The organism is Ventosimonas gracilis (genome assembly GCF_001580025.1).
GTDB classification, from domain to species: Bacteria; Pseudomonadota; Gammaproteobacteria; order Pseudomonadales; family Pseudomonadaceae; genus Ventosimonas; species Ventosimonas gracilis.
The window spans coordinates 44,878-68,421 of sequence record NZ_LSZO01000058.1 but is presented as its reverse complement, the minus strand read 5'-3'; the positions used below and the strand labels follow the sequence as shown (position 1 = coordinate 68,421).

The following is a 23,544-nucleotide window of genomic DNA, read 5'->3' as shown; positions in this document are numbered from 1 at the left end:
CCTTCAAAAGTGCTCTGTGCGCAGGGCGCTTTTCCCGGCAATGGAGTGTTCCGATGAACTACCAACAACCACAAAAGTTACAAGCCGCCATTTTCGACTGGGCGGGCACCTTGGTCGATTTTGGCTCCTTTGCGCCGACGCAGATTTTTGTCGAAGCCTTTGCCGAATTTGGCGTGGCGATCTCTTTGCAAGAAGCACGCGGGCCAATGGGCATGGGCAAGTGGGATCATATCCGCACGCTCTGTAATGAGGCGGCCATTGCCGAACGCTTTCGAGCAGCGCGCGGCCATCTGCCCACCGATGAAGACGTTACGCAGATTTTCGAGCGCTTTATGCCGCTGCAAATCGAAAAAGTCGCGCTGCATTCGGCGCTGATTCCCGGCACGCTCGAAGTGATTGCAGCGCTGCGCGGTCAAGGCATCAAAATCGGCAGTTGCTCCGGCTATCCCAAAGCGGTGATGGCGAAAGTCGTTGAGCTGGCCGCAAAAAACGGCCTTAACCCCGACCAGGTGGTCGCTACCGACGAAGTCCCGAATGGCCGTCCGCACCCGGCGCAGGCGCTGGCTAACCTGATTGCTTTGGGCATTAACGATGTCGCCGCTTGTGTGAAAGTGGATGACACTTGGCCCGGCATTCTCGAAGGGCGCAGCGCGGGCATGTGGACGGTCGCGCTGACCTTGTCCGGCAACTCGGCAGGACTGACTTTTGACCAGTACCAAGCCTTACCCCAAAGCGAACGCGCCAAACTGCGCGAGCGCGTTGCACAGGATTTTGCCGGAGCACGCCCGCATTACTTCATTGACACTATTGCCGATTTGCCGCCGGTGATTGCGCAAATCAACAAGAGACTGGCGGCAGGCGATATGCCACAGGCCAGCTAATCCTTTAGTCGTAGCGTCATATCACCAAATAACTAATAGATAGAGAACAATTCCCTGCTATAAATACCTTGTATTTCCCGCCCGCTTTGGGCTAACCCTAAGAACAAAGAGGCCAAAGTCATGACCATCTACGCACAACCCGGAACCCCAGGTGCAGTGGTTTCTTTTAAATCCCGTTACGGCAACTATATCGGCGGCGAATTTGTCGCACCGGTAAACGGCCAGTATTTCACCAACCCATCCCCGGTAACCGGTGAAGCGATTGCCGAATTTCCCCGTTCCGACGCCGCCGATGTGGATAAAGCGCTGGATGCCGCGCACGCTGCCGCTGGATCTTGGGGGCGTACTTCAGTGCAAGAACGTTCGTTGATTTTGCTGAAAATCGCTGATCGCATCGAACAAAACCTGGAAATGCTCGCCGTCGCCGAAACTTGGGATAACGGCAAACCGGTACGCGAAACGCTCGCCGCCGACTTGCCGCTGTCGGTAGACCATTTCCGCTATTTCGCCGGTTGCATCCGCGCCCAAGAAGGCAGCGCGGCGGAAATTGACGCAGGCACCGTGGCTTACCACATTCACGAACCCTTAGGCGTAGTCGGCCAGATTATCCCGTGGAACTTCCCGTTGTTAATGGCCGCGTGGAAACTGCCCCCCGCACTCGCCGCCGGTAACTGCGTGGTGCTTAAACCGGCCGAACAAACCCCGCTTTCCATCACTTTGCTGATGGAACTGATTGGCGATTTGCTGCCGCCGGGCGTAGTCAATATCGTCCACGGCTTTGGCCGCGAAGCGGGACAAGCGCTCGCCAGCAGCCGCCGTATCGCCAAAATTGCCTTTACTGGCTCGACCGCGACCGGCTCGCACATCCTGCGTTGCGCCGCAGAAAACATCATCCCGTCAACTGTGGAGTTAGGTGGTAAATCGCCCAATATCTACTTTGAAGACATCATGCAAGCGGAACCGGCCTTTATCGAAAAAGCCGCCGAAGGCTTGGTACTGGGCTTTTTCAACCAAGGCGAAGTCTGCACCTGCCCGTCGCGTGCACTGGTGCAAGAATCCATCTATCAACCGTTTATGGGAGAGGTGCTGAAAAAAGTCGCCCGCATCAAGCGCGGCAATCCGCTGGATACCGAGACGATGGTCGGCGCGCAAGCCTCGCAGCAGCAGTTCGAGAAAATCCTTAAATACCTCGATATTGCCCGCGAAGAAGGCGCAGAAGTCTTAACCGGCGGCGGCGTGGAAAAACTAAGCGGCAATCTCGCCAGCGGCTACTACGTGCAGCCCACCCTGCTGCGCGGCAGCAACAAAATGCGCGTGTTCCAGGAAGAAATTTTCGGCCCGGTGATTGGCGTGACCACTTTCCGCGATGAAGCCGAAGCACTCGCCATTGCCAATGACACCGAATACGGCTTGGGTGCAGGGCTGTGGACGCGCGACATTAACCGTGCCTGGCGCATGGGGCGTGGCATTAAAGCCGGTCGCGTGTGGACCAACTGCTACCACCTCTACCCGGCACACGCAGCCTTCGGCGGTTACAAAAAATCCGGCGTAGGCCGCGAAACCCACAAAATGATGTTAAACCATTACCAACAGACCAAAAATCTGCTGGTCAGCTACGACATCAACCCGCTGGGCTTTTTCTAATCCTCGAAGGATAAGACAGCAACTCCCCTCGCCCGCTTGCAGGAGAGGGGAGGGCAAATAGCCAATACAGCACTCGACGGAACAACGTTTGTGCAGTAGACTCCACCGTCTCCTTTGCAGGGTTTTCGGGGCCGATTTGGATTCGACGCCGGTAACAAAACCAAAGGGGCATGCCGAGCAGGTGACAGTTCTCGTAAATTCGCTGTTACACACTTATAGTTGCCAACGACGACAACTACGCTCTGGCTGCTTAATGCGCCAGCAGAGACCAGGGGATGCCTGTAAACCCAAAATCTCTGTCAGATAGAACAGGATCGCCGCGCGGGTTCGCTGTAGACCCAAACGTCTAAAACCTCATACAGCTCGCTCCAAGCACCCTGCCACTCGGGCGGCGCGGAGTTAACTCAATTGAGCTGGCTAAGCATGTAGAACCGATGGCAGAGTCCTGGCGGACGGGGGTTCAAATCCCCCCGGCTCCACCAACTTTTAAAGACCAACCGTTAATGATTGGTTTTATTTTTGCGCTTCACTTAGCCTGATAAGCCCTTGCGCTCGCTTCATCTCTTGCGTAAAATTGCCGCCCCTAAACATCCTTGGGTAGATATACCCTTTATCAATTGCGCCGCTTACCTAGTCGGTGCAGCCGTCTTGAGCCGATACTTTTTTATCCCTTAAGTGCCAAGACGAGCCATTTATGGAGAAACCCATGTACGCAGTGATAGTGACCGGCGGCAAGCAATACAAGGTTCGTGAAGGTGAACGGCTGAAGGTCGAGAAGTTGGAAATCGCTACCGGTGAAACCGTCACCTTTGACCGTGTGCTGCTGGTCGGCAAAGACGAGAACGTCCAGATTGGCGCGCCGCTCGTTGAAGGCGCGAAAGTCACGGGTGAGGTGGTGGCTCAAGGCCGTCACAAAAAAATTCGCATCATTAAATTCCGCCGTCGCAAGCATCATATGAAGCAGCAAGGCCACCGTCAGTGGTTTACTGAAATCAAAATTACCGGCATTGCCGCCTGACCTGTCAGTTAAAGGAGAGTAAACTCATGGCACACAAAAAAGCAGGCGGTTCCAGCCGCAACGGGCGCGATTCGCACAGTAAGCGCCTCGGGGTAAAACTCTACGGCGGTCAACTGATTAACGCCGGCAATATCATTGTTCGCCAACGTGGCACGCAGTTTCATGCCGGTTACGGCGTAGGGATGGGTAAAGACCACACGCTGTTTGCCAAAATGGCGGGCGTGCTCAAATTTGAAGTCAAAGGCCCGCTGAAACGCCGCTATGTAAGCGTTATCGCGGCTTAAGCGGTTCTTAAGCAAAAAAGCCCTGTCCGTTTGGCGGGGCTTTTTTGTGTTTGGAGGAAATTATGAAATTCGTCGATGAAGTCGCCATCTCGGTTAAAGCGGGTGATGGCGGCAATGGGCTTTGCAGCTTTCGCCGCGAGAAGTTCATCGAAAAAGGCGGCCCCAACGGCGGTGATGGCGGCGATGGCGGTTCCATCTGGCTGGAAGCGGCAGATAACCTCAATACCTTGGTCGATTACCGCTATACGCGCAGCTTCCAAGCGCCGAACGGTGCCAAGGGCGGCAGCAATGAATGCACCGGTGCCAAGGGGGACGACCTGATTTTGCCGGTGCCGGTCGGTACCACGGTGATTGACAGCAACACGCGCGAGGTCATGGGCGATTTAACGGCGCCCGGCCAGCGTTTGCTGGTCGCCCAAGGCGGCTGGCATGGGCTTGGCAATACGCGCTTTAAATCCAGCATCAACCGTGCGCCAAGGCAGACCAGCCCGGGCAAGCCCGGCGAGGCGCGGGATTTAAAGTTAGAGCTTAAAGTGCTTGCCGATGTCGGCCTGCTGGGACTGCCGAATGCGGGCAAGAGCACGCTGATTCGCGCGGTTTCTGCCGCCCGCCCGAAGGTCGCCGACTACCCCTTTACCACGCTGGTGCCGAATTTGGGCGTGGTCAGCGTGGGGCGCTACAAGAGCTTTGTGATTGCTGATATTCCAGGGCTGATTGAAGGCGCGGCGGAAGGCGCAGGACTTGGCATTCGTTTTCTTAAGCATCTGGCGCGCACCCGCTTGCTGCTGCATCTGGTCGATATGGCACCGCTCGATGGCAGTGACCCATTGGAGGCTGTGCGCGTCATTCTTGGGGAACTGGCAAAATTCAGCCCGGCGCTGGCGCAACGCGAGCGCTGGCTGGTGCTGAACAAAGCCGACCAACTGGTAGGTGACGAGCGCGAAGAACGGGTCAAAGCGCTGCTTAAAGCATTGGGCTGGAACGCGCCGGTGTTTGTCATCAGCGCCTTGCAGCGTGAAGGCACCGAGGCGCTCTGCGCGGCCATCATGCGCCATCTGGATGAACGCGAGCAGCGTCTTGCCGAAGAGCCGGGCTATTCAGAAGCGCTCGTGGCCTTGGATGAACGTATCGAAAACGAAGCGCGCGCCCGCCTGCAAGGTCTGGATGACCAACGCGCCGCGCGTCGCCGTCAAGCAAAGGCTGAGGCCGAAGATGTGGATGACGACGAGGCAGAGGTCTTTTATGTCCGCGAATAACAGCAGGGACAAGCTGCGCCGCAGCAAGCGCTGGGTGGTGAAAATCGGCAGCGCCTTATTGACGGCAGACGGACGCGGCCTTGACCAAGGCGCAATGGCGCAGTGGGTGCTGCAAATGCAGCACTTGCAGCAACAGGGTGTAGAGCTTTTGCTGGTTTCCTCCGGCGCAGTGGCGGCAGGCATGAGCCGTTTGGGTTGGCAGACGCGCCCGAAAAGCATTCACGAATTGCAGGCGGCGGCGGCGGTTGGGCAGATGGGCTTGGTGCAGGCCTGGCAATCCGGCTTTGCCAGGCACGGCAGGCAGAGTGCGCAAATCCTGTTGACCCACGACGATTTAACCGACCGCGAGCGCTACCTCAACGCCCGCAGTACCTTGCGTACGCTGGTGAAACTCGGCGTACTGCCGGTGATTAACGAAAACGACACGGTGGTTACCGACTCAGTGCGCTTTGGCGATAACGACACACTGGCCGCGCTGGTCGCCAATCTGGTCGAGGCCGATTTGCTGGTCATCCTCACCGACCGCGACGGCATGTTTGAGGCCGATCCACGCGAGCAGCCGGATGCCGCGCTGATTAGCGAAGCGCGCGCTGAAGATACGCGCCTCGACGCGCTTTCGGGCGGCGGCGGTGTGCTGGGGCGTGGCGGCATGCAAACCAAGCTACGGGCGGCAAGACTGGCGGCGCGTTCCGGTGCTCACTGTGTGATAGTCGGCGGCAAAATACCTGAGGTTTTAGAGCGGCTCAAAGCAGGCGAGAACCTGGGCACGCTGCTAACCCCAGAGCGGGGCCTGCTCGCCGCGCGCAAGCAGTGGCTGGCCGGACATCTGCAAACGCGCGGTAGTTTGACGCTCGATGAGGGTGCGGTCAAAGCGCTGGTGCAGGGCAATAAAAGCCTGCTGCCGGTCGGCGTCAAGGCGGTATCCGGGACATTTCGCCGTGGTGAAATGGTGCGCTGCCTCGCGCCGGATGGGCGCGAAATCGCCCGCGGGCTGGTCAATTACAGTGCGCTGGAAGCCGACAAAATCAAAGGCCAGCCCTCTGAAAGCATCGAACGCCTGCTCGGTTATATCGACGAAGTGGAACTGCTGCACCGCGATAATTTAGTGCTGCTGTAGACCCTCTCCCATAAATGGGAGAGGGGCGTAAAGGCTTAGTTCACCAACTCCAGGCGTCCGTGGTCGTCGCAGTGGTTGCCGTGCGGGTGATGCAGGTGGCCGTCTACCAGATAATCCACATGGTCGCCGTGCGGCACCGCTTCGTGGCCACAATTCGGGCCGTGCACGTGGTCAGCGGCATGGCCGCCGCACTGGTGCGCGGGTGTGCAGGCGGCGGGGTTGGCGGCCGATACGGCGATCACATGTTCATCCACATGACCCTGGTGCGGGTGGTGCAAATGGCCATCGTGCAGGTAGTCCACATGGCCGTCATGGCGAACCGCCGTATGGCCGCAGTTGGCACCGTGCTGATGGCTGTGTGCGGCGTGCTGGGGATGATTGCAGCTAGTGCTCATGGTGCTTCTCCTTTGAAGGTTGCATCGCTGTCGGCTTCTGCCGCGTGATGCAGAATATTGCCCAGCAGATGACGCACATGCGCATCCGCCAGACGGTAAAAAACATGCTTGGCCTCGCGCCGCCGCGTAACCAGTCGCGCCGAATGGAGCCGTTGCAGGCGGGCGGAGATGCTGCTCAGCTTGGCCTGTTCCAGCTTGACCAATTCCGATACACAGCGCTCGCCCTGTTGCAGCCACAAAAGTAGCCTAAGCCTTGACGGATCGGCCATTGCTTGGCACATAGTGGCGGCTTGCTCCAATGCTTTATCGGAAAAACGCGGAGCAAAGCTGGCTTGCAAATCGTGCTGGCAGTCTTGTGAGGGTTCATCCATTGCAGTTTATTCCAATGTTTTTTGGAATGATAGAGTTTGTTGAGGCGAAAGTCAAAGCAAGCGTTCAAAAATCTTCATTGAAGCGTCGGCAGGCTGGGACGTTGGGAGTGGGGGCTTGGGCTTGCGGGGCATGGTTTCCCTTCTTGGAGAGAGCTTATGCTCTAAACACGAAATCTATGACACTACCCGCTTCTGCGTTGATTTGGCTATAGTTCGCCCTTCGCTTGCTTCTCGAAGCAAAGCGGACAATCAATTAATCTACAGGATTTTAAATAATGAAGATTCAGCATAACCTGCTGCTTTGCGGCGCTTTGCTTGTGCTCGGCGGCTGCGCCGGCACTGAAAACAGCAGAGCATCCGATGAAATGCTTGCCCGCAAAGCAGCGATTTCATTGAATGTGCCAGATAATGAAGTCACCGTATCAAGCCGCTCGGCTGAGCAAGGAATGGGAGTTGTTACACTCCATTTCACTGCGACCACCAAACAAGGCAGTACCCACCGCTGCTATATCACCAGCAGCTATTTTGGATTGCTCAAATCAGAAGCCGTTTGCGCGGGTGCCGCTACTTGCAATGCTTTGCTTAAAGCCGCCGGTAAGTGCTAGGGTCTGTTCCCGTTTCAAGCGCGAGCCGCGCCCGTTTTCCCTCTCTCCCGCCAGCGGGCGAGGCTAGCCAAGGCTGATGCAAACCCCGCTTATCCTGGTATTACTGCTGCTCGCCGCCACCATTGGTCTGTTGGTGCGTGGCAGGCCGCGGATGGATGTGGTCGCGCTGCTGGTGGTTGTGGCCTTCCCGCTGTCCGGAATTTTGACCCCGGCCGAAGCGCTGGCCGGATTTAGCGACCCTAATGTCATCTTGATTGCCGCCCTGTTTGTTATCGGCGAGGCGCTGGTGCGCACCGGCATTGCCTTTCGCCTTGGCAATTGGCTGGCGCAAGTGGCGGCGGGCAGTGAAACGCGCTTGCTGGTTTTGCTGATGCTGACGGTAGCCGGATTGGGTTCGGTGATGAGTTCCACCGGCGTAGTGGCGATTTTTATTCCGGTTTTGCTGCGTGTCGCCGCCCGTATGCAGCTTGCCCCCGGGCGACTGATGATGCCGCTGGCCTTTGCCGGATTGATTAGCGGTATGCTGACCTTGGTCGCTACGCCGCCGAATATGGTGATCCACGCCGAATTGCAGCGCCACGGTTTATCGGGCTTTGGCTTTTTTACCGTCACCCCGATTGGTCTTACGATTTTGCTGTTCGCCATCGGTTATATGCTGCTCGTGCGCCGTTTGCTGCAACGTGCAGACAGTGAAGGTATTAGCCCACCGCAATTGACGCTGGAAGGTTTAAGCCGCGCTTATCACCTTAATGAACGCGAACGCCGTCTGCGCGTATTGGTTCAGTCACCACTGTGCGGGCAAGAATTAAGCGAACTCGCACTGCGCAAAAGATACGGTCTTAACCTGATTGGCGTAGAGCGTAGACGGCGTTTCACCACTCGCCTATTGCTCGCTACCGGCAATACCACCCTGGAAGCGGGCGATGTGCTGCTGGTTGACCAAATCAGCCCAGCCATTGGCTTGCTCGATACCTACGCCGAATTAGGGCTGGCGGCCGAGCCGCTGGAAAGTTCTTGGTTCAGCCTCCACGCGCCGCAATTGGGGCTGGCGGAAGTGGCATTTCCACCCGAATCGCGCCTGCTAGGCAAAACCATTCAAGAGCTCGGCTTTCGCCGAAAGCACGGCCTTAATGTAGTCGGCCTAAAACGCGCGGGGGTAGCCTTGCAAGGCGTATTGGTCGATGAGCGCCTGAAACCATCCGACACCTTGTTGGTTGCGGGTGAATGGAAGTGCATCAGCCGCCTGCAAGGGCAAGCGCAGGATTTTTTAGTGCTCTCGCTACCGGCGGAAGCGCAACAAGTCGCTCCGGCACTGCGCCGCGCTCCGCACGCTTTAGCGGCGCTCGCGCTGATGGTGGCGCTGATGATTAGCGGCGTCGTGCCCAATGTGCTAGCCGCACTTATCGGCTGTCTGCTGATGGGCGCGTTTCGCTGCGTGGATATGGACAGCGCCCTGCGCAGCATTCACTGGCCGACTCTGCTATTAATTGTCGGCATGCTGCCTTTTGCCACTGCGCTGCAAAAAACCGGCGGTATTGATGTTGTCGTGCAGTATCTGGTCGCCCTGCTGGGCAGCGCTGCGCCGCATTTAATCCTCGCCTGCCTGTTTGCGGCGACCGCCTTGGTTGGCCTTTTTATCTCCAATACCGCCACCGCCGTGCTGATGGCGCCGGTTGCCATTGCTACCGCCAAGGCGCTGGCTGTCTCCCCCTTGCCCTTTGCATTGATTGTCGCACTGGCCGCCTCATCGGCCTTTATGACCCCGCTGTCCTCGCCGGTTAACACATTGGTGTTAGGCCCAGGCCGCTATCGCTTTGCCGACTTTGTGCGCATCGGAGTGCCTTTTACGCTGCTGGTGATGCTCTTGTGCGTGTTTTTGGTGCCTTGGCTGGCACCGCTTTGATCGCTTCAGTTTTGCAGCAAGCCCTGCCAGCGTGGATAATGCACGGCTTTAATCCTTAAGCGCATTTGTGGCAAACCCCGCATGAAAGACCTGATACGAGAACTTATTCAGCAAGCCTTAAGCCGTTTGCATGCTGAGGGCGTGCTGGCGGATTTGCCTGCAGTCAATATCGTTATTGAACACAGCAAGGACAAAAAGCACGGTGACTTCGCCAGCAATATTGCGCTGGTGCTGGCAAAGCCTGCGCGCCTTGCCCCGCGTGTACTGGCCGAAAAACTGCTGGCGGCGCTGCCTGCCGATGAGCAGGTCAGCCAGGTGGAAATCGCCGGGCCTGGTTTTCTTAACTTTTATCAAAATACTGAGTTTCAAGCGACGCGGCTGGATGCGGTGCTGGCAGACCCTAAACTCGGCGTGCGCAAAAGCGGCTGCGTGCAGCGCGTGGTGATTGATATTTCCTCGCCCAATCTCGCCAAGGAAATGCACGTCGGTCATTTGCGTTCAACCTTAATTGGCGATGCGGTCGGGCGCGTGCTCGAATTTTTGGGCGATACCGTTATCCGCCAGAACCATGTCGGCGACTGGGGTACCCAATTTGGCATGCTGCTTGCCTATATGGAAGAAAAGCGATCAGGTGACAGCGAACAGGCCGAGCTTGCCGACTTGGAAGAGTTTTACCGCGCCGCCAAAAAGCGCTTTGACGAATCGCCGGAATTTGCAAACCGCGCCCGCGAATTAGTAGTGGCGCTGCAAGCCGGTGATGCCGATTGTTTGCGCCTGTGGCAGCGTTTTAAGGATATTTCACTGGCGCATTGCCAAGCCGTTTACGACCGCTTGGGTGTTGCGCTTGGCATGCAAGACGTGATGGGTGAAAGCGCCTACAACGATGACCTGCCCAAGGTTATCCAGGCACTGGATGAAAAAGGACTTTTAATTGAAAGCGACGGCGCGCGCTGCGTATTTATGGGCGAGTTCAAAACCGCCGAAGGCCAGCCGCTGCCGCTGATTGTGCAAAAGCAAGGGGGCGGCTACCTTTATGCCACCACCGATCTTGCCGCCTGCCGCTACCGTGCCCATGTGCTTGGCGGCAATCGCCTGTTGTATTTCGTTGACCAACGCCAGGCGCTGCATTTTCAGATGGTGTTTGCCTGTGCAAGGCTCGCCGGATTTGTGCCAGCGCAAACCGAATTGGAGTTTATGGGCTTTGGCACCATGAACGGTGAAGATGGCAGGCCGTTTAAAACGCGCAGCGGCGGCACGGTCAAACTGACCGACTTGCTCGATGAGGCCGAAAGCCGCGCTCTTGCGTTGGTGCAACAAAAAAATCCCGAGCTGCCCGAAGGGCAGCTTCACTTGATTGCCCGCGCCGTCGGTATCGGCGCAGTTAAATACGCCGACCTTTCGCGCCAGCGCAGCAGTGACTACAGCTTTAGCTTCGAGCGCATGCTTTCCTTTGAAGGCAATACCGCGCCCTATCTGCTTTACGCTTACGCACGGATTGCCAGCCTGTTTGCGCGCGCCGGACTTAGCCTGCATCAGCAGTTACCAGGGCAAATCCGCCTGATTAGCGAAGAAGAACAAGCGCTGGCGGGTGCGCTGCTTAAGTTTTCTGAAGTGCTTAACAAAGTCGCCGAACGCGGCATGCCGCACCTGTTGTGCAGCTATCTGTATGACTTGGCCGGGCTTTTTTCCAGCTTCTATGAAAACTGCCCGGTACTGGGTGCTGATGATCAGACTGTGCGCCAAAGCAGACTGCAACTTACGGCATTAAGCGGGCGCACCTTGGCGCAAGGTCTAAACCTCTTGGGTTTGCAGACCTTGGAACGCATGTAATGCACCTTAGTGATGGCTAATAAGCCTGCAAGGCGCGGCAAGCGCAGATCTCCAGCAAAAACCGCCGGCACCGGCAGAGGCTCACCCTCGCTGTGGATTGTGCTGCTGTGCCTGCTGCCGGTGGTTGTACTGGTGTGGTTTTTAATGCAGCTTGAAGCCGGACGTGACGAAGTGCGCCGCGTCGATGCGGTGCGCCAGCGCAAACCGGCGGCGCAAACGGCGCAAAAGCCCGCCGAGCCCAAATATGACTTCTATAAGAAACGGCCCAAAGACAGCACCAACCCGCCGCCCGTTTCGCCGCCAGAGCCAAAGACGCCGCCGGTCAAACCCGCGCCGCCAAAAACCGAAGTTGCCCGCGCCGATGCGGCACTGCGCGGCGAAATACCGGCGCCAAGGCCGCAGTATTTTTTGCAGGCCGGTTCTTTTCGCAAAAGCAAGGAGGCCGAACGCTTGCGTGCGCAGCTTGCCTTGCTTGGGCAAATCACCCGCCTGGAGCAGGGCAAAGTCGGCCGGCAAATCTGGCACCGCGTGATGATTGGCCCGTTTGAGAGCGCCGCACAAATGACACAAGCGCAAAACCAACTGGAGCAGCAAGGCTTTAAATCACTGCTGCCGCAGCAGCGGTAACTTTTTTGCCCGCTCCCCCCGGCTCTATCCCATTTATGGGAGCAGGCTTAAGGCTGGCTCGTTGTAAAAACAGCCCATCGACCATCGCACCTTGCGGCGCATAGCCGCTGACCGCTTGTTGCAGCAGTTCGCGGATGCGCGGGTAGTGGTCGTTTTCGATCGCGTCTAGCAATTCGGCGAGCAGGGTTTTAAGCAAAGGCCAAGGCAGCCGTTCTTCTTGTGCGCATAAAATCATCGGATGGTCGGTTTTGCTGGGGTTATCGCCAATCAGTAGCTCCTCGTAGAGCTTTTCGCCAGGGCGAAGGCCGGTAAATTCAATGGCAATATCACCTTCGGGATGGCTTTCATTACGCACCGATAGGCCGGACAGGTGAATCATCTTTTCGGCCAGTTCGGCAATTTTGACCGGCTCGCCCATATCCAGCACAAAGACTTCGCCGCCCTCGCTCATCGCACCGGCTTGAATAACCAGGCTCGCAGCCTCAGGGATGGTCATAAAGTAGCGCGTGATGTCGGGATGGGTGACAGTGACCGGCCCGCCTGCGGCAATCTGCTTTCTAAACAATGGAATCACCGAACCAGATGAACCCAGCACATTGCCAAAGCGCACCATTGAGAAGCGGGTTTTATTGAGCTGATGCAAGCTGGCGGCTTCGCCAAATAGCGTCGGCGCGGCTTCTTGGCTTAAGGCTTGCAGCACCATTTCGGCGAGGCGCTTGCTTGCGCCCATGACATTGGTCGGGCGTACCGCTTTATCGGTGGAAATCAACACAAAGTGCGCAGTCTCTGCCTTAAGTGCAGCTTCGGCTGCGTGCAGCGTGCCAAAGACATTGTTAAATACGCCCGCCGCCATGTTTTGTTCCACCAGTGGCACATGCTTGTAGGCGGCGGCGTGGTAGAAGGTCGTCACCTGAAAGCTTTGCAACACTTTAAGTAAGTGCGGCGCATCGGTAACAGAACCTAATATCGGTATCAGCTTAAGGCTTAAGTCAAGGCGGCAGACCAGTGCTTGCAGTTCGTGATGGATGGCATACAGGTTGTATTCGCTGTGCTCAAATAAAATCAGTGTGTTCGGTTGATTTTGCACAATTTGCCGACAAAGTTCCGCGCCAATCGAGCCACCGGCTCCGCTGACCAGCACCACTTGGCTTTTGATGCAGCGGCTGAGCAATTCACCCTGCGGCGGCACTGGGTCGCGCCCAAGCAGATCGGCTATGTCCACTTCCTGCACGTCGCCTACCTGCACCTTGCCGCTGGCAAGGTCAGCAAGCCCGGGTACGGTGCGCACGTGCAGCGGGAAAGCCTCCAACTGCTCAAGGATTTCGCGCCGCCTTGCCCGCGAGATGGAAGGCAGTGCCAGCAGCACTTCGGTTGCGCCGGTTTGCTCAATCATTCGCGCAAGGCGCTGGCCTCTGTAGACCTTGATGCCGCCAATCAAGCGTCCGGCCAAGCTGTGGTCGTCGTCGATAAAGGCCACCGGATTCATCAAATGGCCGCTTTTCAGTGCCGATAGCAGTTGATTGCCCGCCTCGCCGGCGCCATAGATGGCGACTTTCGGCAGACCCCTGCGGTTTTTGTGGCGTATCCAGTGGTGGGTACCGCCTAAATACTGCCGCGCGAGCAGTCGCCAAGCGCCGTTTAGCAGAAGGCACAGCAAAAAATAGTTGATGACCATTGAGCGCGGCATGCTGATGCCGGGTTGATACCAGTAAATCAGCAAGGTCAGCAGCAAAGAGGCGAGCGCACTCGCCTTGACCAAGGCGGGCCAGATGCTGTCGCCGACACGACGAGTCACAGTGCGGTAAAGGCCAAAAACGCTAAACAGTGGCAAGGTAATCAAGGGCGCGGCGATAAATAAAAACAGGTGCCCGCCCAGCGGTTTTACCGAATCGATTGATCCCGTGCGCACGACAAAGGCGAGCCACAGTGCAAGCCAGACCAAGCTGGTATCGGCGATCGTCTGCAACAGGCGTTTTTGCCTGCGGGAACGCTTAAGTAAAAAATGACGGAGTGTTTTCAAGAAAGTCATTGTTGTTTCTTGGCTCGTGGATGGGCGCTGTCATAAACCTTGGACAGGTGCTGAAAATCGAGATGGGTGTAAATCTGTGTGCTGGCCAGGCTGGAATGCCCCAAGAGCTCCTGCACCGCGCGTAAGTCTTGTGAGGATTCGAGTAAATGGCTGGCAAAGCTGTGGCGCAGGCGGTGCGGGTGCAGGTGTTCGCCGATGGTTTTGACCCCTGCTTGGGCAATGCGCAGTTGCACGGCGCGGGTGCCGATGCGCCGTCCTTTTTGGCTGACAAACAGGGCATTGTCCGCCGTGGCAAATTTTGCCCGCAAAGCCAGCCAATCGTCCAAAGCGCTGATGGCTTTACCACCGACTGGTAGCATGCGGCTTTTGCCGCCTTTGCCAAGCACGGTGATGAGCGCTTGGCCGCGGTCGAGGTCTTGCAGATTCAGCCCGACCAATTCGGCAAGGCGCAGTCCCGAGGAGTAAAACAACTCCAAAATGGCTTTGTCGCGGCAGTCGATAAAATCCTCTGTGGGGAAGTGATCGAGCAGTTGCGTGGCGCGATCGACATCCAAGACTTTCGGCAGGCGTTTTTCTCCTTTAGGCGGGCGTAGACCACTGGCCGGATTGCGTGTGATTACGCCGTTTTGCAAAAGATAACGGAAAAAACCACGCAGTGCCGATAGCAGCCGCGAAAGCGAGCGGGCGGATAGCCCGTTTTGGTGCATCTGCGCGATAAAGTAGCGCAGGCTACGCGGATCCAAGTCATTCCAGCCGCTGATCCCTTGCCCTTTGAGATAAGCCTGCAGATGCGCCAAGTCGCGCCGGTAGGCGGCCACTGTATGCGGGGAAAGCTGCCTTTGCACACGAAGCTGGCGCAACCAGCTTTCGATATTTTCAGCAAGCACAGTTTGACTCTTCTCTCCCACTGGCAGGGCAGGGGAGTGGGCTAGGCTTGAGCTGACGGCAGAAAGCGCTTGAGCAGGCATGGTAGAACTTCGCCCAGATAATCGAGAAATAAGGTGCCCTGTGCGCCACGATAACGCTCGGGGTCGGGGCTACCCAAGGCCAGTACGCCGTACAGACGTTCGCCGCGCAGTGGCAATACGGCGGCGCTTTGTACGGCCTGCTCGGCAAACAGAAAGCGTTGTTCCTCTTCACGCAACGCGGCGCAAAGCTGCCCACCACCTTTAAGCAGGCTGCCGATGGCTTTTTCGGCTTCAGTCAGACTGTGCTGCGGGTAATGGCTGGAAACGCTGTGGCTTTCGATAAACAGCAAGAGGCTAACGACCGGTACCTGGAACTCAGCTTGCAGGCAACGCTGAGCCCTCTGCAACAGTTCGTCCAGTGTGCGGGCTGCCAGCAACTTAAGTAGCAGCTTGCGCGTGGCCTTAAACAGGCGGTCGTTATCCTGCGCGGTTTGCGTTAATTGGGCGAGGCGGTCGCGCAGCTTGCTGTTTTCTTCACGCAGCACCTGCGCTTGATATTCCAACAGCGAAACCGTGCCCGCCTGATGCGGAATGCGCAGTTCACCAAGCAGTTCGGCATGGTTGGTAAAAAAATACGGGCGCTCGCGTAGCCAGGCAGCGATTTGTTCGGCCTGCAACTCGGTGCTCATAGTGCGATTTGTCCTTGATAGACGGTCACGGCGGGGCCTGTCATAAGCACGGGTTGCCCGTCACCCGCCCAGGCAATGTCGAGCAGGCCGCCGCGCAGTTGCAGCTCAACGGGAGACTCCATCCAACCTTGGCGGATGGCGGCGACTGCTGCCGCGCAAGCACCTGTGCCGCAGGCGCGGGTTTCGCCTGCGCCGCGCTCCCATACGCGCAGTTTGCCGCTGTGCCTATTGGTGACTTGTAAAAAGCCGACATTGACCCGCGCGGGAAAACGCGGGTGTCGTTCAATCAATGCGCCAAGCCTGCCCACTTTGGCGGTTTTGACGCGCTCAACGCGCAGCACTGCATGGGGATTGCCGATAGACAGCGCGGCAATTTCCAAGGTTTGCCCGCCCACTTCAAGCGGGTAGCTGAGCGCCTCAGCTTCGGTGATAAATGGGATTTTCGCTGGGGTAAAGCGCGGCAGCCCCATATCGACACAGACCATGCCTTGCTCTTGCAAGCGGATTTCAATCAGACCGCTTAAGGTTTCGGCGCGAATGTGTTTTTTGCGCGTTAAGCCTTGTTCAAACACAAAACGGCCAAAGCAACGTGCGCCGTTGCCGCACTGCTCCACTTCGCCGCCGTCGGCATTAAAGATGCGGTAGCGAAAATCCGCATCGGGGCGCTGCGGCGGCTCGACCAACAGCAACTGGTCAAAACCAATACCGGTATGGCGGTCGGCGAGGGCACGGATTTGTTTAGGTTTAAGGCTCGCTCGCTGGCTGATCAGGTCAATCACCATAAAGTCATTGCCTAAGCCGTGCATTTTGCTGAAGGCAATCATCCGCCTTCGTCCGGCAACAGGCTTTCGCCCGCGAACAGTTCATCCACCGTCTCGCGGCGGCGCACCAAGTGGCACTTGCTGCCGTCAACCAGCACTTCGGCGGCACGTGGGCGGCTGTTGTAGTTGGAACTCATCGAAAAGCCGTAAGCGCCCGCACTGCGCACCGCCAGCAAGTCGCCTTCCGCCAGCGCAAGCTCACGCTGTTTGCCGATAAAGTCACCGGTCTCGCAGACCGGGCCGACCAAGTCATAGCAGCGTTTTTCACCGGCTCTGGGAGAAACCGGCTCAATCGCCATCCACGCCTGATAAAGGGCAGGGCGAATCAGGTCATTCATGGCGGCATCGACAATGGCAAAGTTTTTGTGTGCACTGTGTTTAAGGTGTTCAACCTTGGTCAGCAGCACGCCCGCGTTAGCGACCACCGAGCGGCCTGGCTCAAATATCAAGGTTAAATCGCGCCCTTTAAGCATTTGCCGCACCGCGTTAACGTATTCGGCCGGTGAGGGGGGCGTTTCATCACGGTAACGCACGCCAAGGCCGCCGCCTAAATTCAGGTGTTTAATGGCAATACCGCTTGCCGCGAGGCGTTCTTGCAAATCTAAAAGATGCGAAAGCGCATGCAAAAACGGCGCAAGTTCAGTCAGTTGCGAGCCGATATGGCAGTCAATCCCGCGCAACTCGATATGGGATAGTTCGGCGGCCTGTTGGTAAAGTGCTTCTGCGCTTTCAATATCAATACCGAACTTATTGTCTTTAAGGCCGGTGGCGATATAGGGATGGGTTTTGGCATCCACATCGGGATTAACGCGAAAGGAGACTTTGGCCTTGATACCAAGCCTGCTTGCGACCTGTTGCAGGCGCAGAAGTTCAGCGCTCGATTCGATATTAAAGCAGTGCACCCCGGCGAGCAGTGCTTGCTGCATCTCTTGCACCGACTTGCCCACGCCGGAAAACACCACCTTGTGCGGGTTGCCACCTGCGGCGAGTACGCGAGCAAGCTCGCCGCCAGAGACAATATCAAAGCCCGCGCCGAGCTTGGCCAAAAGCCCCAGCACGGCGAGGTTGGAGTTGGCTTTAACGGCAAAGCAGAGCAAATGCGCCTGGCCTGCCAGCGCGGCAGACCAGGCGCGAAACTGCTGCTCAATAGATGCGCGCGAATAGACGTAGCAGGGCGTGCCAAACTGCGCGGCAATCCCTGCAAGCGGCGCTCCTTCAGCATGTAATTGCCCGTTTTGATAAGTAAAAGCGTCCAATGGATGGCTCCTAAAGTCCGAACACATCCTTGTCACGCTGCTGGCTTTTTTGCTCATCATCGGGATGATAAAGCGGCCCTTTCTGCCCACAGCCGACCATCAATACGGCCAGCAAGGCAAATAAAAATAGCGTCCGGCTGCGCAGCACCGCGCACCTCCTGAAAAATAAACTTAAGGGTTACAACAAGCGCAGCAGTATAGCGACCCTACTGGCAAGCTGCACGACAGGCTTGCAATGCAAGGGGAGGAGGGAAGTTCAACTGCGGTCGGCCACTATGCCAATCAGCAGGAAAATCAGCAGCAGTACCGGGAATAAACTGTAGTTGCCAAAGTAAGAAAGTCCCTGGGTTATCCAAGGGGTGAGATATAAAATAGACAGACCATAAACCAGTGCACAAAGCACTATAAATAAAAGGGTGCGGAAAACAAAATTAAGGCTGCCGATTTTATGGCGAACCCAGCGATTAAAACTGCTGCCAAACAAAACCAACAAGCAGGCCATAATGGCAAGGGCGATTTCCGATAAATGCGCACGGCAAAACCGCGAAACCGTTGCAATAAATTCAAGCACTGTATTCATCGATAACTTCCTGCTCAGTCCATAAAAAGTTGCAATAAATCGTTTAAAAACAAACGACCCTTAGCAGTGGCCGCCAAGCGCTCGGCATGGGTTTGTAATAACCCGAGCTGCTGCGCCTTTTTTCGTGGTTTATCCAATACTTTACTATCAAGAGCGCAGCGCTTCGTAAATAGTGAAGCAGGCACGCCTTGATTTAACCGCAGCGCCCCCAGCATAAACTCAAACGGTAATTCTTCAATGCCCAGCAAGCGTTCCCCGGCAGTAAAGGGTTTATCGGGATTCATATAGTCTTTCGGCAGACGGGTTTTCCAATTACGATAAATTTTACCGCCTGCCTCTGTCCATTTGCCGTGCGCTCCCGCGCCAATACCCAAATAATCACCAAATTGCCAATAGTTTAAATTATGCTTGGCTTGATGGTTATTTCTTGCGTAAGCGGATACTTCATATTGCTGATAACCTTGCTTGGCGAGTAGCTTTTGCCCCGCTTGTTGTATTTCCCAGAGAGGTTCATCTTCTGGTAGTTTCGGCGGCTTGCTCCAAAATTCGGTATTGGGTTCCAGCGTTAATTGATACCAAGAGATATGCGTAGGGCTTAACGCTATTGCTTGCTTAAGGTCATCAAGCGCTCCGCTTATACTTTGCTCGGGTAGTCCGTGCATTAAATCCAGATTAAAATTGTTAAAACCGGCTTTGCGGGCATTAAGCGCGGCATGGATGGCCTCGATATTGGAATGAATACGACCTAAGGCGGCAAGTTGCTTGGGGGCAAAACTCTGTACGCCAAGCGACAGGCGATTGATACCCAATGCTCGATAAGCGCTAAACTTTTCTTGCTCAAAAGTGCCGGGATTGGCTTCCAGCGTAATTTCAATATCATCAGCAAAACACAAACGCTGCTTGATCCCCTGCAACAGGCTGTCAAAAGCCTTGGCCGAAAATAAACTTGGTGTACCACCGCCAAAAAAAATGGAAACTAACTCGCGGCCCTGTACTTTTTTAAGTTCAGTATCCAAATCCAAAAGTAGCGCTTTTATATACTCCTGTTCTGGCAATTCGCCCGGCACTTTGTGCGAATTAAAGTCGCAATAAGGGCACTTGCGCACGCACCAAGGGATATGGATATAAAGCGACAGCGGCGGTAAAAGAAGGGATGGCATGCAATGGCGAAAAGCGGTTTCTTAAGGGGTAGGTACTAAAAATTTAAGCAAGCGCTATCAGCAATAACGCTTTTTTGTCGCAAGCTGCTGTTTAAGTTGTTGCATGGCGCGGGCGCGGTGGCTTTGTTGGTTTTTTTCGGCCGCGGTGAGTTCGGCGCTGGATTGATTAAGTTCGGCAATAAAAAACAGCGGGTCGTAGCCAAAACCGTTAGTACCGCGTGGGGCGTGCAGGATGCAGCCATGCCAAATGCCTTGAGCAATGGTGGGCAGTGGGTCTTTTGCGTGGCGCAGCAGGGCAAGGGAGCAGACAAACTGAGCGCTGCGTCGTTCATCCGGCACGCCGTTAAGCGCGGCAAGGAGTTTGGCGTTATTGGCGGCATCTTGGTGGGTCGCAACTTCAGCGTAACGCGCGGAATAAATCCCCGGTGCGCCGCCTAAATAATCAACGGCAAGGCCAGAATCATCGGCGAGCGCAGCAAGGCCGCTAATCTGTGCGGCGTGGCGGGCTTTAAGCAAGGCGTTTTCGACAAAGGAAAGCCCGGTCTCTTTAGGCGATTGGTCGGTAAAGTCTGAGATTAAGTGCAGTTTTACACTATCGCCGAGCAATGTTTGCAGTTCTTTAAGTTTGCCGGGGTTGCTACTTGCCAGCACGATTTCAGTAATGGATAAACTCATACGCCTGGGAATATTTCTTGGGTAAAGTCAAAGCGCTGTACTGCGCCGCCTGTTTCTTGCAGTTCAATGAAAAAACGCAGTATTTCGCGCTGGAAAATGGGAAATTGCGCCAGATAATAAACGCCGCCTTGATAGTGGTTTTCACGGAAAGCAAGTGCTGTTTTCTTGCCCAATAAATCGCGCAGTTCGCCTTTAATGGTAACGGCTGTTGGAGTGCCGCCTTTAAGTACGGTGATATTGACTACAGCTTGCTGGCTACTGTGCATAATGCCCGCCGCCTCGGCAATATTTTTTTGCAGATAACTGGCATTAAAAACATTGTAATGAACTTCAAGACCGGCCAAATTAACTTTGCGTTCGGCCAGTGCCGTAAAGCTTAAAAGCAGTAAACAAAATAACAGTAAATGACGCATATGTTACGGCCTGCTGACCCGATAAATGCCAATCTCGCCAAATAGGTTCGGCCAAAGTTTGGCGAGTTTACCGCCTTGATGTTGCTGGTCAACCGCCAATCGGTCGAGCACTTTTAGTTTGCGTTCATGGCAGAGCGCTTCAAAATCCCTAAAGGTGCAAAAGTGAATATTGGGCGTGTCGTACCAAGCATAGGGCATAAACTCGGAAACCGGCATGCGCCCCTGTACGGTTAAATACCAGCGGCAGCGCCAATGAGCAAAGTTGGGAAAAGTAATAATGCCGGTTCGACCAATACGCAGCATTTCATCCAATACGCGGTGTGGATAATGTAGCGCCTGTAAGGATTGGGTCATCAGTACGACATCAAAACTGTCACTGGCGAAGTTATCTAAGCCAGCATCGAGGTTTTGTTCAATGACATTAACGCCGCGTTTGATGCAACTTGCGATATTATCGGCATCAATCTCAAGGCCATAGCCTTGGACATTTTTTTTATCGCGCAAAAAGGCCAGTAACTCGCCACTACCGCAGCCTAAGTCCAATACCCTGCTACCATCGACTATCCAGTTTTGAATAATGTCAAGGTCGCTGCGCAAAGGGTTATTCATGGTGCAATGCCTTGTAGATAGCTGTCGAGTGCTTGCAAATAACGCGGGATGGGTAATAAAAAGGCATCGTGACCTTGTTGTGCGTCGATTTCCAGATAACTGACGTTTTTTCCGGCGCGCAGCAGAGCATCGACTATTTCCCGCGAACGCGCTGGGGGAAAACGCCAGTCGGTGGTAAAGGACATTAAACAAAAATGCGCTTTGGCAACGGCAAGTGTTTTGGCTAAATCGCCGTTATGGGTCGCCGCCGGATCAAAATAATCCAGCGCTTTGGTCATTAACAAGTAAGTATTGGCATCAAAACGGCCAGAAAACTCTTCGCCCTGATAACGCAAATAGCTTTCTACTTGAAATTCGACGCTATGAAAGTCGTAATTGAGTTTTTCGCTTTTTAAGCCACGGCCAAATTTTTCACCCATGGCGTCATCGGATAAATAGGTAATATGGCCGACCATGCGTGCCAGCATCAGCCCGCGTTTGGGGACTACGCCTTGTTCTTTAAAGTGCCCGCCGAAAAAATCCGGGTCGGTCAAAATCGCCTGCCGTGCGACTTCATTAAAGGCGATATTTTGCGCGGAAAGACGCGGCGCGGCGGCAATGGCTACACAGTGGCGGATGCGTTCGGGGTAGCTGATGCTCCATTGCAGCGCCTGCATGCCACCAAGGCTGCCGCCAATGACGGCGGCCCATTGGCTAATGCCCAAACGGTCTGCCAGCAGCGCTTGGCTTTTGACCCAGTCTTCAACCGTCATCACCGGAAAATCCGCGCCATAGGCTTTGCCACTGGCCGGGTTAATGCTGGCAGGTCCCGTGGAGCCGTTGCAGCCGCCTAAGTTATTCAGGCTAACGACAAAAAAGCGCCGCGTATCAATGGGTTTGCCAGGACCGATGCAGCTATCCCACCAGCCGGGTTTGCGCTCGTCTTCACGGTGAAAGCCCGCCGCATGATGATGGCCGGACAGTGCATGACAGATGAGTATGGCGTTGCTGCGCGCTGGATTCAGTGTGCCGTAGGTTTCATAGACCAGTTGCCAGGGCGCAAGGCTGCGCCCGCAGGCAAGGGCAAGCGGTTCGTTAAAGTGCGCGGTTTGCGGTGTCACCAGCCCTACGGAGTCTTCGGCAAAAACGACGGGCATTGGCTTGTTCCGGATTTAAATAAAAGGCGAAAGTCTAAAGAGCGGGGATTGTTGCGGCAAGCGGCAAAGTCTGTCGTCAGTCAAAACGCCGACTTTAAAGTCGGCGTTTTGCTAAGGCAGGTTACTGGCGAATACCTTCAAAGGTGAAGTAAAGCTCGACGGTGTTGGACTGCGGCCCCAAGTCCATCATTTTGGCAAAATCCTGCCGGTTGATGCTGCTGGTGCCTTCAAAGCCAACGCGCTCACCGCCCCAAGGGTCTTTGCCATCGCCAATCAAGGTCGCTTTGATCAGGATGGGTTTGGTGGTACCCATCAGCGTTAAATCGCCGGTGACATCGGCGGTCATGCGTCCTTTGTCATCGGTGCCGGTCGGCACGACTTTGCTGGATACAAAGGTGGCCTCGGGGAATTTGCTGGTGTTTAAAAAGTCTTTGCCCAGCACGTGTTTATCGCGCTCGGCATTATTGGTAAAGAGACTTGCGGTTTTCAGTGTGACCTGTACTTTGGCTTCTTCCGGTTTATTCGCATCAAAGCTGAAACTGCCATCAAAGTCGCGGAAGGTGCCGGTCACAAAGCTAAAACCCAAGTGGTTGACTTTGATATTGACAAAGGCATGGGTGCGTTCGGTATCCATCTTGTAATCAGCCGCCTGGGCGAGGCCGCCGAAGAGGGCAGAGCTGATGGCAAGGGTGATAAGGGTTTTCTTCAACATGGGATAACTCCATTTACGGGTTAAGTGAGTGCTTGGGCTTAATGCCCAGCATGCGCACCAAAGTGGCATCACGGTCAATAAAGTGGTGTTTGAGCGCCGCCAGTGCGTGCAGTGTGGCTACAACCACCAAGGTTATTGCAAGATAAAGATGAAGGTTTCCGGCAAGCTCCGCCTTGCCGCTGATAGTGAATAAAGCGGGTACGGTGAGCAGACCAAATACCACAATGCCGTCACCTTCTGCGGTAGAAATTAAATAGCCGGAAATCATCACGGCAAACAGTAAAAGATACAACGCCAAGTGGCCGAGTTTAGCGGCTGTGCGAATCAGCCAGCCATGACCCGGGCTTGGCGGCGGCGGTGGGCTGATAAAGCGCCAGAGTACGCGAAGCAGCATAATAACAAACAGCGTAATGCCGATACTTTTATGCAAATCGGGCACCACTTGCCGCCACGGGTGATAGTAATTTAAGCCCACCATCCAAAGCCCCACGCCAAACATGGCAAATACGCTAAGCGCCACGCCCCAATGCAGCAGCAGGCTCACGGTGCCATAGCGTTCGGGAGAGTTTTTCAGTTGCATCACGGATACCTGATATTCGAATGAGCGGGCAAGAGTAACGGCAAA

General features: G+C 55.4%; 26 protein-coding genes and 1 other RNA gene. 11 read left to right on the top strand and 16 right to left on the bottom strand.

Translation table 11 applies throughout. From position 1 onward, the window contains the following. Positions 1–53: 53 nt before the first annotated feature. The 7 genes from phnX to proB all read left to right on the top strand — a co-directional run bounded on the left by phnX (position 54) and on the right by proB (position 6,200). Positions 54–881 (top strand): phosphonoacetaldehyde hydrolase, encoded by an 828-nt coding sequence (gene phnX / locus AXE65_RS03165; RefSeq protein WP_068387974.1) that lies wholly within the window; start codon positions 54–56, stop codon positions 879–881. A 120-nt stretch (positions 882–1,001) separates the two neighbouring features. Then, positions 1,002–2,525 carry an acetaldehyde dehydrogenase ExaC gene (gene exaC, locus AXE65_RS03160; protein WP_068387969.1) on the top strand — a complete coding sequence of 508 codons (1,524 nt, stop codon included), beginning with the start codon at positions 1,002–1,004 and terminating at the stop codon, positions 2,523–2,525. 127 nt (positions 2,526–2,652) lie between these two features. Further along, positions 2,653–3,007, top strand: a transfer-messenger RNA (tmRNA) gene (ssrA, locus tag AXE65_RS03155). Between the two features lie 224 nt (positions 3,008–3,231). Beyond that, positions 3,232–3,543 carry a 50S ribosomal protein L21 gene (gene rplU / locus AXE65_RS03150; RefSeq protein WP_068387968.1) on the top strand — a complete coding sequence of 104 codons (312 nt, stop codon included), beginning with the start codon at positions 3,232–3,234 and terminating at the stop codon, positions 3,541–3,543. Positions 3,544–3,569: 26 nt separating this feature from the next. Next, a complete protein-coding gene (rpmA, locus tag AXE65_RS03145; RefSeq protein ID WP_068387963.1) occupies positions 3,570–3,827 on the top strand; it encodes a 50S ribosomal protein L27 in 258 nt (85 codons plus the stop codon). A gap of 62 nt (positions 3,828–3,889) precedes the next feature. Beyond that, positions 3,890–5,083, top strand: a complete 1,194-nt coding sequence (gene cgtA, locus AXE65_RS03140; RefSeq protein ID WP_068387959.1) for an Obg family GTPase CgtA — start codon at positions 3,890–3,892, stop codon at positions 5,081–5,083. After that, positions 5,070–6,200 (top strand): glutamate 5-kinase, encoded by a 1,131-nt coding sequence (proB, locus tag AXE65_RS03135; protein WP_068387957.1) that lies wholly within the window; start codon positions 5,070–5,072, stop codon positions 6,198–6,200. Before cgtA ends, proB begins: the two co-directional genes overlap by 14 nt. 35 nt (positions 6,201–6,235) lie before the next feature. Here the strand turns inward: proB and AXE65_RS13950 are convergent, their stop codons facing one another. Then, on the bottom strand, positions 6,236–6,595 hold the full coding sequence (locus tag AXE65_RS13950) for a hypothetical protein (protein ID WP_068387955.1): 360 nt from the start codon (positions 6,593–6,595) through the stop codon (positions 6,236–6,238). After that, positions 6,592–6,966, bottom strand: a complete 375-nt coding sequence (locus AXE65_RS13945) for an ArsR/SmtB family transcription factor (protein WP_162839430.1) — start codon at positions 6,964–6,966, stop codon at positions 6,592–6,594. Before AXE65_RS13945 ends, AXE65_RS13950 begins: the two co-directional genes overlap by 4 nt. Before the next feature lie 275 nt (positions 6,967–7,241). On the opposite strand from AXE65_RS13945, the gene AXE65_RS03115 reads away from it, so the two are divergent. The 4 genes from AXE65_RS03115 (at position 7,242) to AXE65_RS03100 (ending at position 11,931) form a co-directional block, all read left to right on the top strand. Beyond that, positions 7,242–7,571 carry a hypothetical protein gene (locus AXE65_RS03115; RefSeq protein ID WP_068387950.1) on the top strand — a complete coding sequence of 110 codons (330 nt, stop codon included), beginning with the start codon at positions 7,242–7,244 and terminating at the stop codon, positions 7,569–7,571. A gap of 76 nt (positions 7,572–7,647) precedes the next feature. Continuing rightward, positions 7,648–9,474, top strand: coding sequence for an SLC13 family permease (locus AXE65_RS03110; protein WP_068387945.1), 1,827 nt, complete (start codon positions 7,648–7,650; stop codon positions 9,472–9,474). A gap of 81 nt (positions 9,475–9,555) precedes the next feature. Further along, on the top strand, positions 9,556–11,304 hold the full coding sequence (gene argS, locus AXE65_RS03105; RefSeq protein ID WP_068387943.1) for an arginine--tRNA ligase: 1,749 nt from the start codon (positions 9,556–9,558) through the stop codon (positions 11,302–11,304). A 12-nt stretch (positions 11,305–11,316) separates the two neighbouring features. Beyond that, positions 11,317–11,931, top strand: coding sequence for an SPOR domain-containing protein (locus AXE65_RS03100; RefSeq protein WP_068387940.1), 615 nt, complete (start codon positions 11,317–11,319; stop codon positions 11,929–11,931). On the opposite strand, the gene AXE65_RS03095 is transcribed toward AXE65_RS03100, so the two are convergent. The 14 genes from AXE65_RS03095 to AXE65_RS03030 form a co-directional block, all read right to left on the bottom strand. Further along, positions 11,903–13,960 (bottom strand): polysaccharide biosynthesis protein, encoded by a 2,058-nt coding sequence (locus tag AXE65_RS03095; protein ID WP_079214019.1) that lies wholly within the window; start codon positions 13,958–13,960, stop codon positions 11,903–11,905. The two genes, AXE65_RS03100 and AXE65_RS03095, sit on opposite strands and share 29 nt — an antisense overlap. Then, positions 13,957–14,847 carry a tyrosine recombinase XerC gene (gene xerC, locus AXE65_RS03090; RefSeq protein ID WP_068387937.1) on the bottom strand — a complete coding sequence of 297 codons (891 nt, stop codon included), beginning with the start codon at positions 14,845–14,847 and terminating at the stop codon, positions 13,957–13,959. Before xerC ends, AXE65_RS03095 begins: the two co-directional genes overlap by 4 nt. 41 nt (positions 14,848–14,888) lie before the next feature. Beyond that, positions 14,889–15,557: a DUF484 family protein gene (locus AXE65_RS03085; RefSeq protein WP_068387934.1), complete on the bottom strand. Its 669-nt coding sequence runs from the start codon at positions 15,555–15,557 to the stop codon at positions 14,889–14,891. Next, complete coding sequence (dapF, locus tag AXE65_RS03080) at positions 15,554–16,381, bottom strand: diaminopimelate epimerase (protein ID WP_068387931.1); 828 nt, start codon at positions 16,379–16,381, stop codon at positions 15,554–15,556. The genes AXE65_RS03085 and dapF overlap by 4 nt, the downstream gene beginning before the upstream one ends. After that, complete coding sequence (gene lysA / locus AXE65_RS03075) at positions 16,378–17,634, bottom strand: diaminopimelate decarboxylase (RefSeq protein WP_068387925.1); 1,257 nt, start codon at positions 17,632–17,634, stop codon at positions 16,378–16,380. The genes dapF and lysA overlap by 4 nt, the downstream gene beginning before the upstream one ends. 10 nt (positions 17,635–17,644) lie before the next feature. Beyond that, entirely contained in the window at positions 17,645–17,779 is a 135-nt protein-coding gene (gene lptM / locus AXE65_RS03070) for an LPS translocon maturation chaperone LptM (RefSeq protein ID WP_153015371.1), read from the bottom strand. 111 nt (positions 17,780–17,890) lie between these two features. After that, complete coding sequence (locus tag AXE65_RS03065) at positions 17,891–18,214, bottom strand: DUF3392 family protein (protein ID WP_068387919.1); 324 nt, start codon at positions 18,212–18,214, stop codon at positions 17,891–17,893. A gap of 14 nt (positions 18,215–18,228) precedes the next feature. Then, entirely contained in the window at positions 18,229–19,374 is a 1,146-nt protein-coding gene (hemW, locus tag AXE65_RS03060; RefSeq protein ID WP_068387915.1) for a radical SAM family heme chaperone HemW, read from the bottom strand. A gap of 57 nt (positions 19,375–19,431) precedes the next feature. Continuing rightward, entirely contained in the window at positions 19,432–20,049 is a 618-nt protein-coding gene (gene rdgB / locus AXE65_RS03055; RefSeq protein ID WP_068387913.1) for an RdgB/HAM1 family non-canonical purine NTP pyrophosphatase, read from the bottom strand. Further along, the gene (locus AXE65_RS03050; protein WP_068387910.1) at positions 20,046–20,462 is read right to left on the bottom strand and encodes a DUF4426 domain-containing protein; all 417 of its coding nucleotides are present in this window, start codon (positions 20,460–20,462) and stop codon (positions 20,046–20,048) included. The genes rdgB and AXE65_RS03050 overlap by 4 nt, the downstream gene beginning before the upstream one ends. 3 nt (positions 20,463–20,465) lie before the next feature. Further along, positions 20,466–21,059, bottom strand: a complete 594-nt coding sequence (metW, locus tag AXE65_RS03045) for a methionine biosynthesis protein MetW (protein ID WP_068388002.1) — start codon at positions 21,057–21,059, stop codon at positions 20,466–20,468. A gap of 8 nt (positions 21,060–21,067) precedes the next feature. After that, on the bottom strand, positions 21,068–22,207 hold the full coding sequence (gene metX, locus AXE65_RS03040) for a homoserine O-succinyltransferase MetX (RefSeq protein ID WP_068387907.1): 1,140 nt from the start codon (positions 22,205–22,207) through the stop codon (positions 21,068–21,070). Positions 22,208–22,328: 121 nt separating this feature from the next. Next, the gene (locus tag AXE65_RS03035; RefSeq protein WP_068387904.1) at positions 22,329–22,919 is read right to left on the bottom strand and encodes a YceI family protein; all 591 of its coding nucleotides are present in this window, start codon (positions 22,917–22,919) and stop codon (positions 22,329–22,331) included. Between the two features lie 13 nt (positions 22,920–22,932). After that, a complete protein-coding gene (locus tag AXE65_RS03030) occupies positions 22,933–23,499 on the bottom strand; it encodes a cytochrome b (protein WP_068387900.1) in 567 nt (188 codons plus the stop codon). Between the last annotated feature and the right edge of the window lie 45 nt (positions 23,500–23,544).

Coding starts and splice junctions, on each gene's coding strand:
- hemW (WP_068387915.1), bottom strand. CDS start 19,374: ATGCCATCCCTTCTTTTACCGCCGCTGTCGCTTTATATCCATATCCCT.
- AXE65_RS03095 (WP_079214019.1), bottom strand. CDS start 13,960: ATGACTTTCTTGAAAACACTCCGTCATTTTTTACTTAAGCGTTCCCGC.
- AXE65_RS03115 (WP_068387950.1), top strand. CDS start 7,242: ATGAAGATTCAGCATAACCTGCTGCTTTGCGGCGCTTTGCTTGTGCTC.
- proB (WP_068387957.1), top strand. CDS start 5,070: ATGTCCGCGAATAACAGCAGGGACAAGCTGCGCCGCAGCAAGCGCTGG.
- rdgB (WP_068387913.1), bottom strand. CDS start 20,049: ATGAGTTTATCCATTACTGAAATCGTGCTGGCAAGTAGCAACCCCGGC.
- metX (WP_068387907.1), bottom strand. CDS start 22,207: ATGCCCGTCGTTTTTGCCGAAGACTCCGTAGGGCTGGTGACACCGCAA.
- AXE65_RS03035 (WP_068387904.1), bottom strand. CDS start 22,919: ATGTTGAAGAAAACCCTTATCACCCTTGCCATCAGCTCTGCCCTCTTC.
- phnX (WP_068387974.1), top strand. CDS start 54: ATGAACTACCAACAACCACAAAAGTTACAAGCCGCCATTTTCGACTGG.
- rplU (WP_068387968.1), top strand. CDS start 3,232: ATGTACGCAGTGATAGTGACCGGCGGCAAGCAATACAAGGTTCGTGAA.
- AXE65_RS03110 (WP_068387945.1), top strand. CDS start 7,648: ATGCAAACCCCGCTTATCCTGGTATTACTGCTGCTCGCCGCCACCATT.
- AXE65_RS03050 (WP_068387910.1), bottom strand. CDS start 20,462: ATGCGTCATTTACTGTTATTTTGTTTACTGCTTTTAAGCTTTACGGCA.
- AXE65_RS03100 (WP_068387940.1), top strand. CDS start 11,317: ATGGCTAATAAGCCTGCAAGGCGCGGCAAGCGCAGATCTCCAGCAAAA.
- AXE65_RS13950 (WP_068387955.1), bottom strand. CDS start 6,595: ATGAGCACTAGCTGCAATCATCCCCAGCACGCCGCACACAGCCATCAG.
- exaC (WP_068387969.1), top strand. CDS start 1,002: ATGACCATCTACGCACAACCCGGAACCCCAGGTGCAGTGGTTTCTTTT.
- rpmA (WP_068387963.1), top strand. CDS start 3,570: ATGGCACACAAAAAAGCAGGCGGTTCCAGCCGCAACGGGCGCGATTCG.
- dapF (WP_068387931.1), bottom strand. CDS start 16,381: ATGATTGCCTTCAGCAAAATGCACGGCTTAGGCAATGACTTTATGGTG.
- AXE65_RS03030 (WP_068387900.1), bottom strand. CDS start 23,499: ATGCAACTGAAAAACTCTCCCGAACGCTATGGCACCGTGAGCCTGCTG.
- AXE65_RS03085 (WP_068387934.1), bottom strand. CDS start 15,557: ATGAGCACCGAGTTGCAGGCCGAACAAATCGCTGCCTGGCTACGCGAG.
- AXE65_RS03065 (WP_068387919.1), bottom strand. CDS start 18,214: ATGAATACAGTGCTTGAATTTATTGCAACGGTTTCGCGGTTTTGCCGT.
- cgtA (WP_068387959.1), top strand. CDS start 3,890: ATGAAATTCGTCGATGAAGTCGCCATCTCGGTTAAAGCGGGTGATGGC.
- argS (WP_068387943.1), top strand. CDS start 9,556: ATGAAAGACCTGATACGAGAACTTATTCAGCAAGCCTTAAGCCGTTTG.
- AXE65_RS13945 (WP_162839430.1), bottom strand. CDS start 6,966: ATGGATGAACCCTCACAAGACTGCCAGCACGATTTGCAAGCCAGCTTT.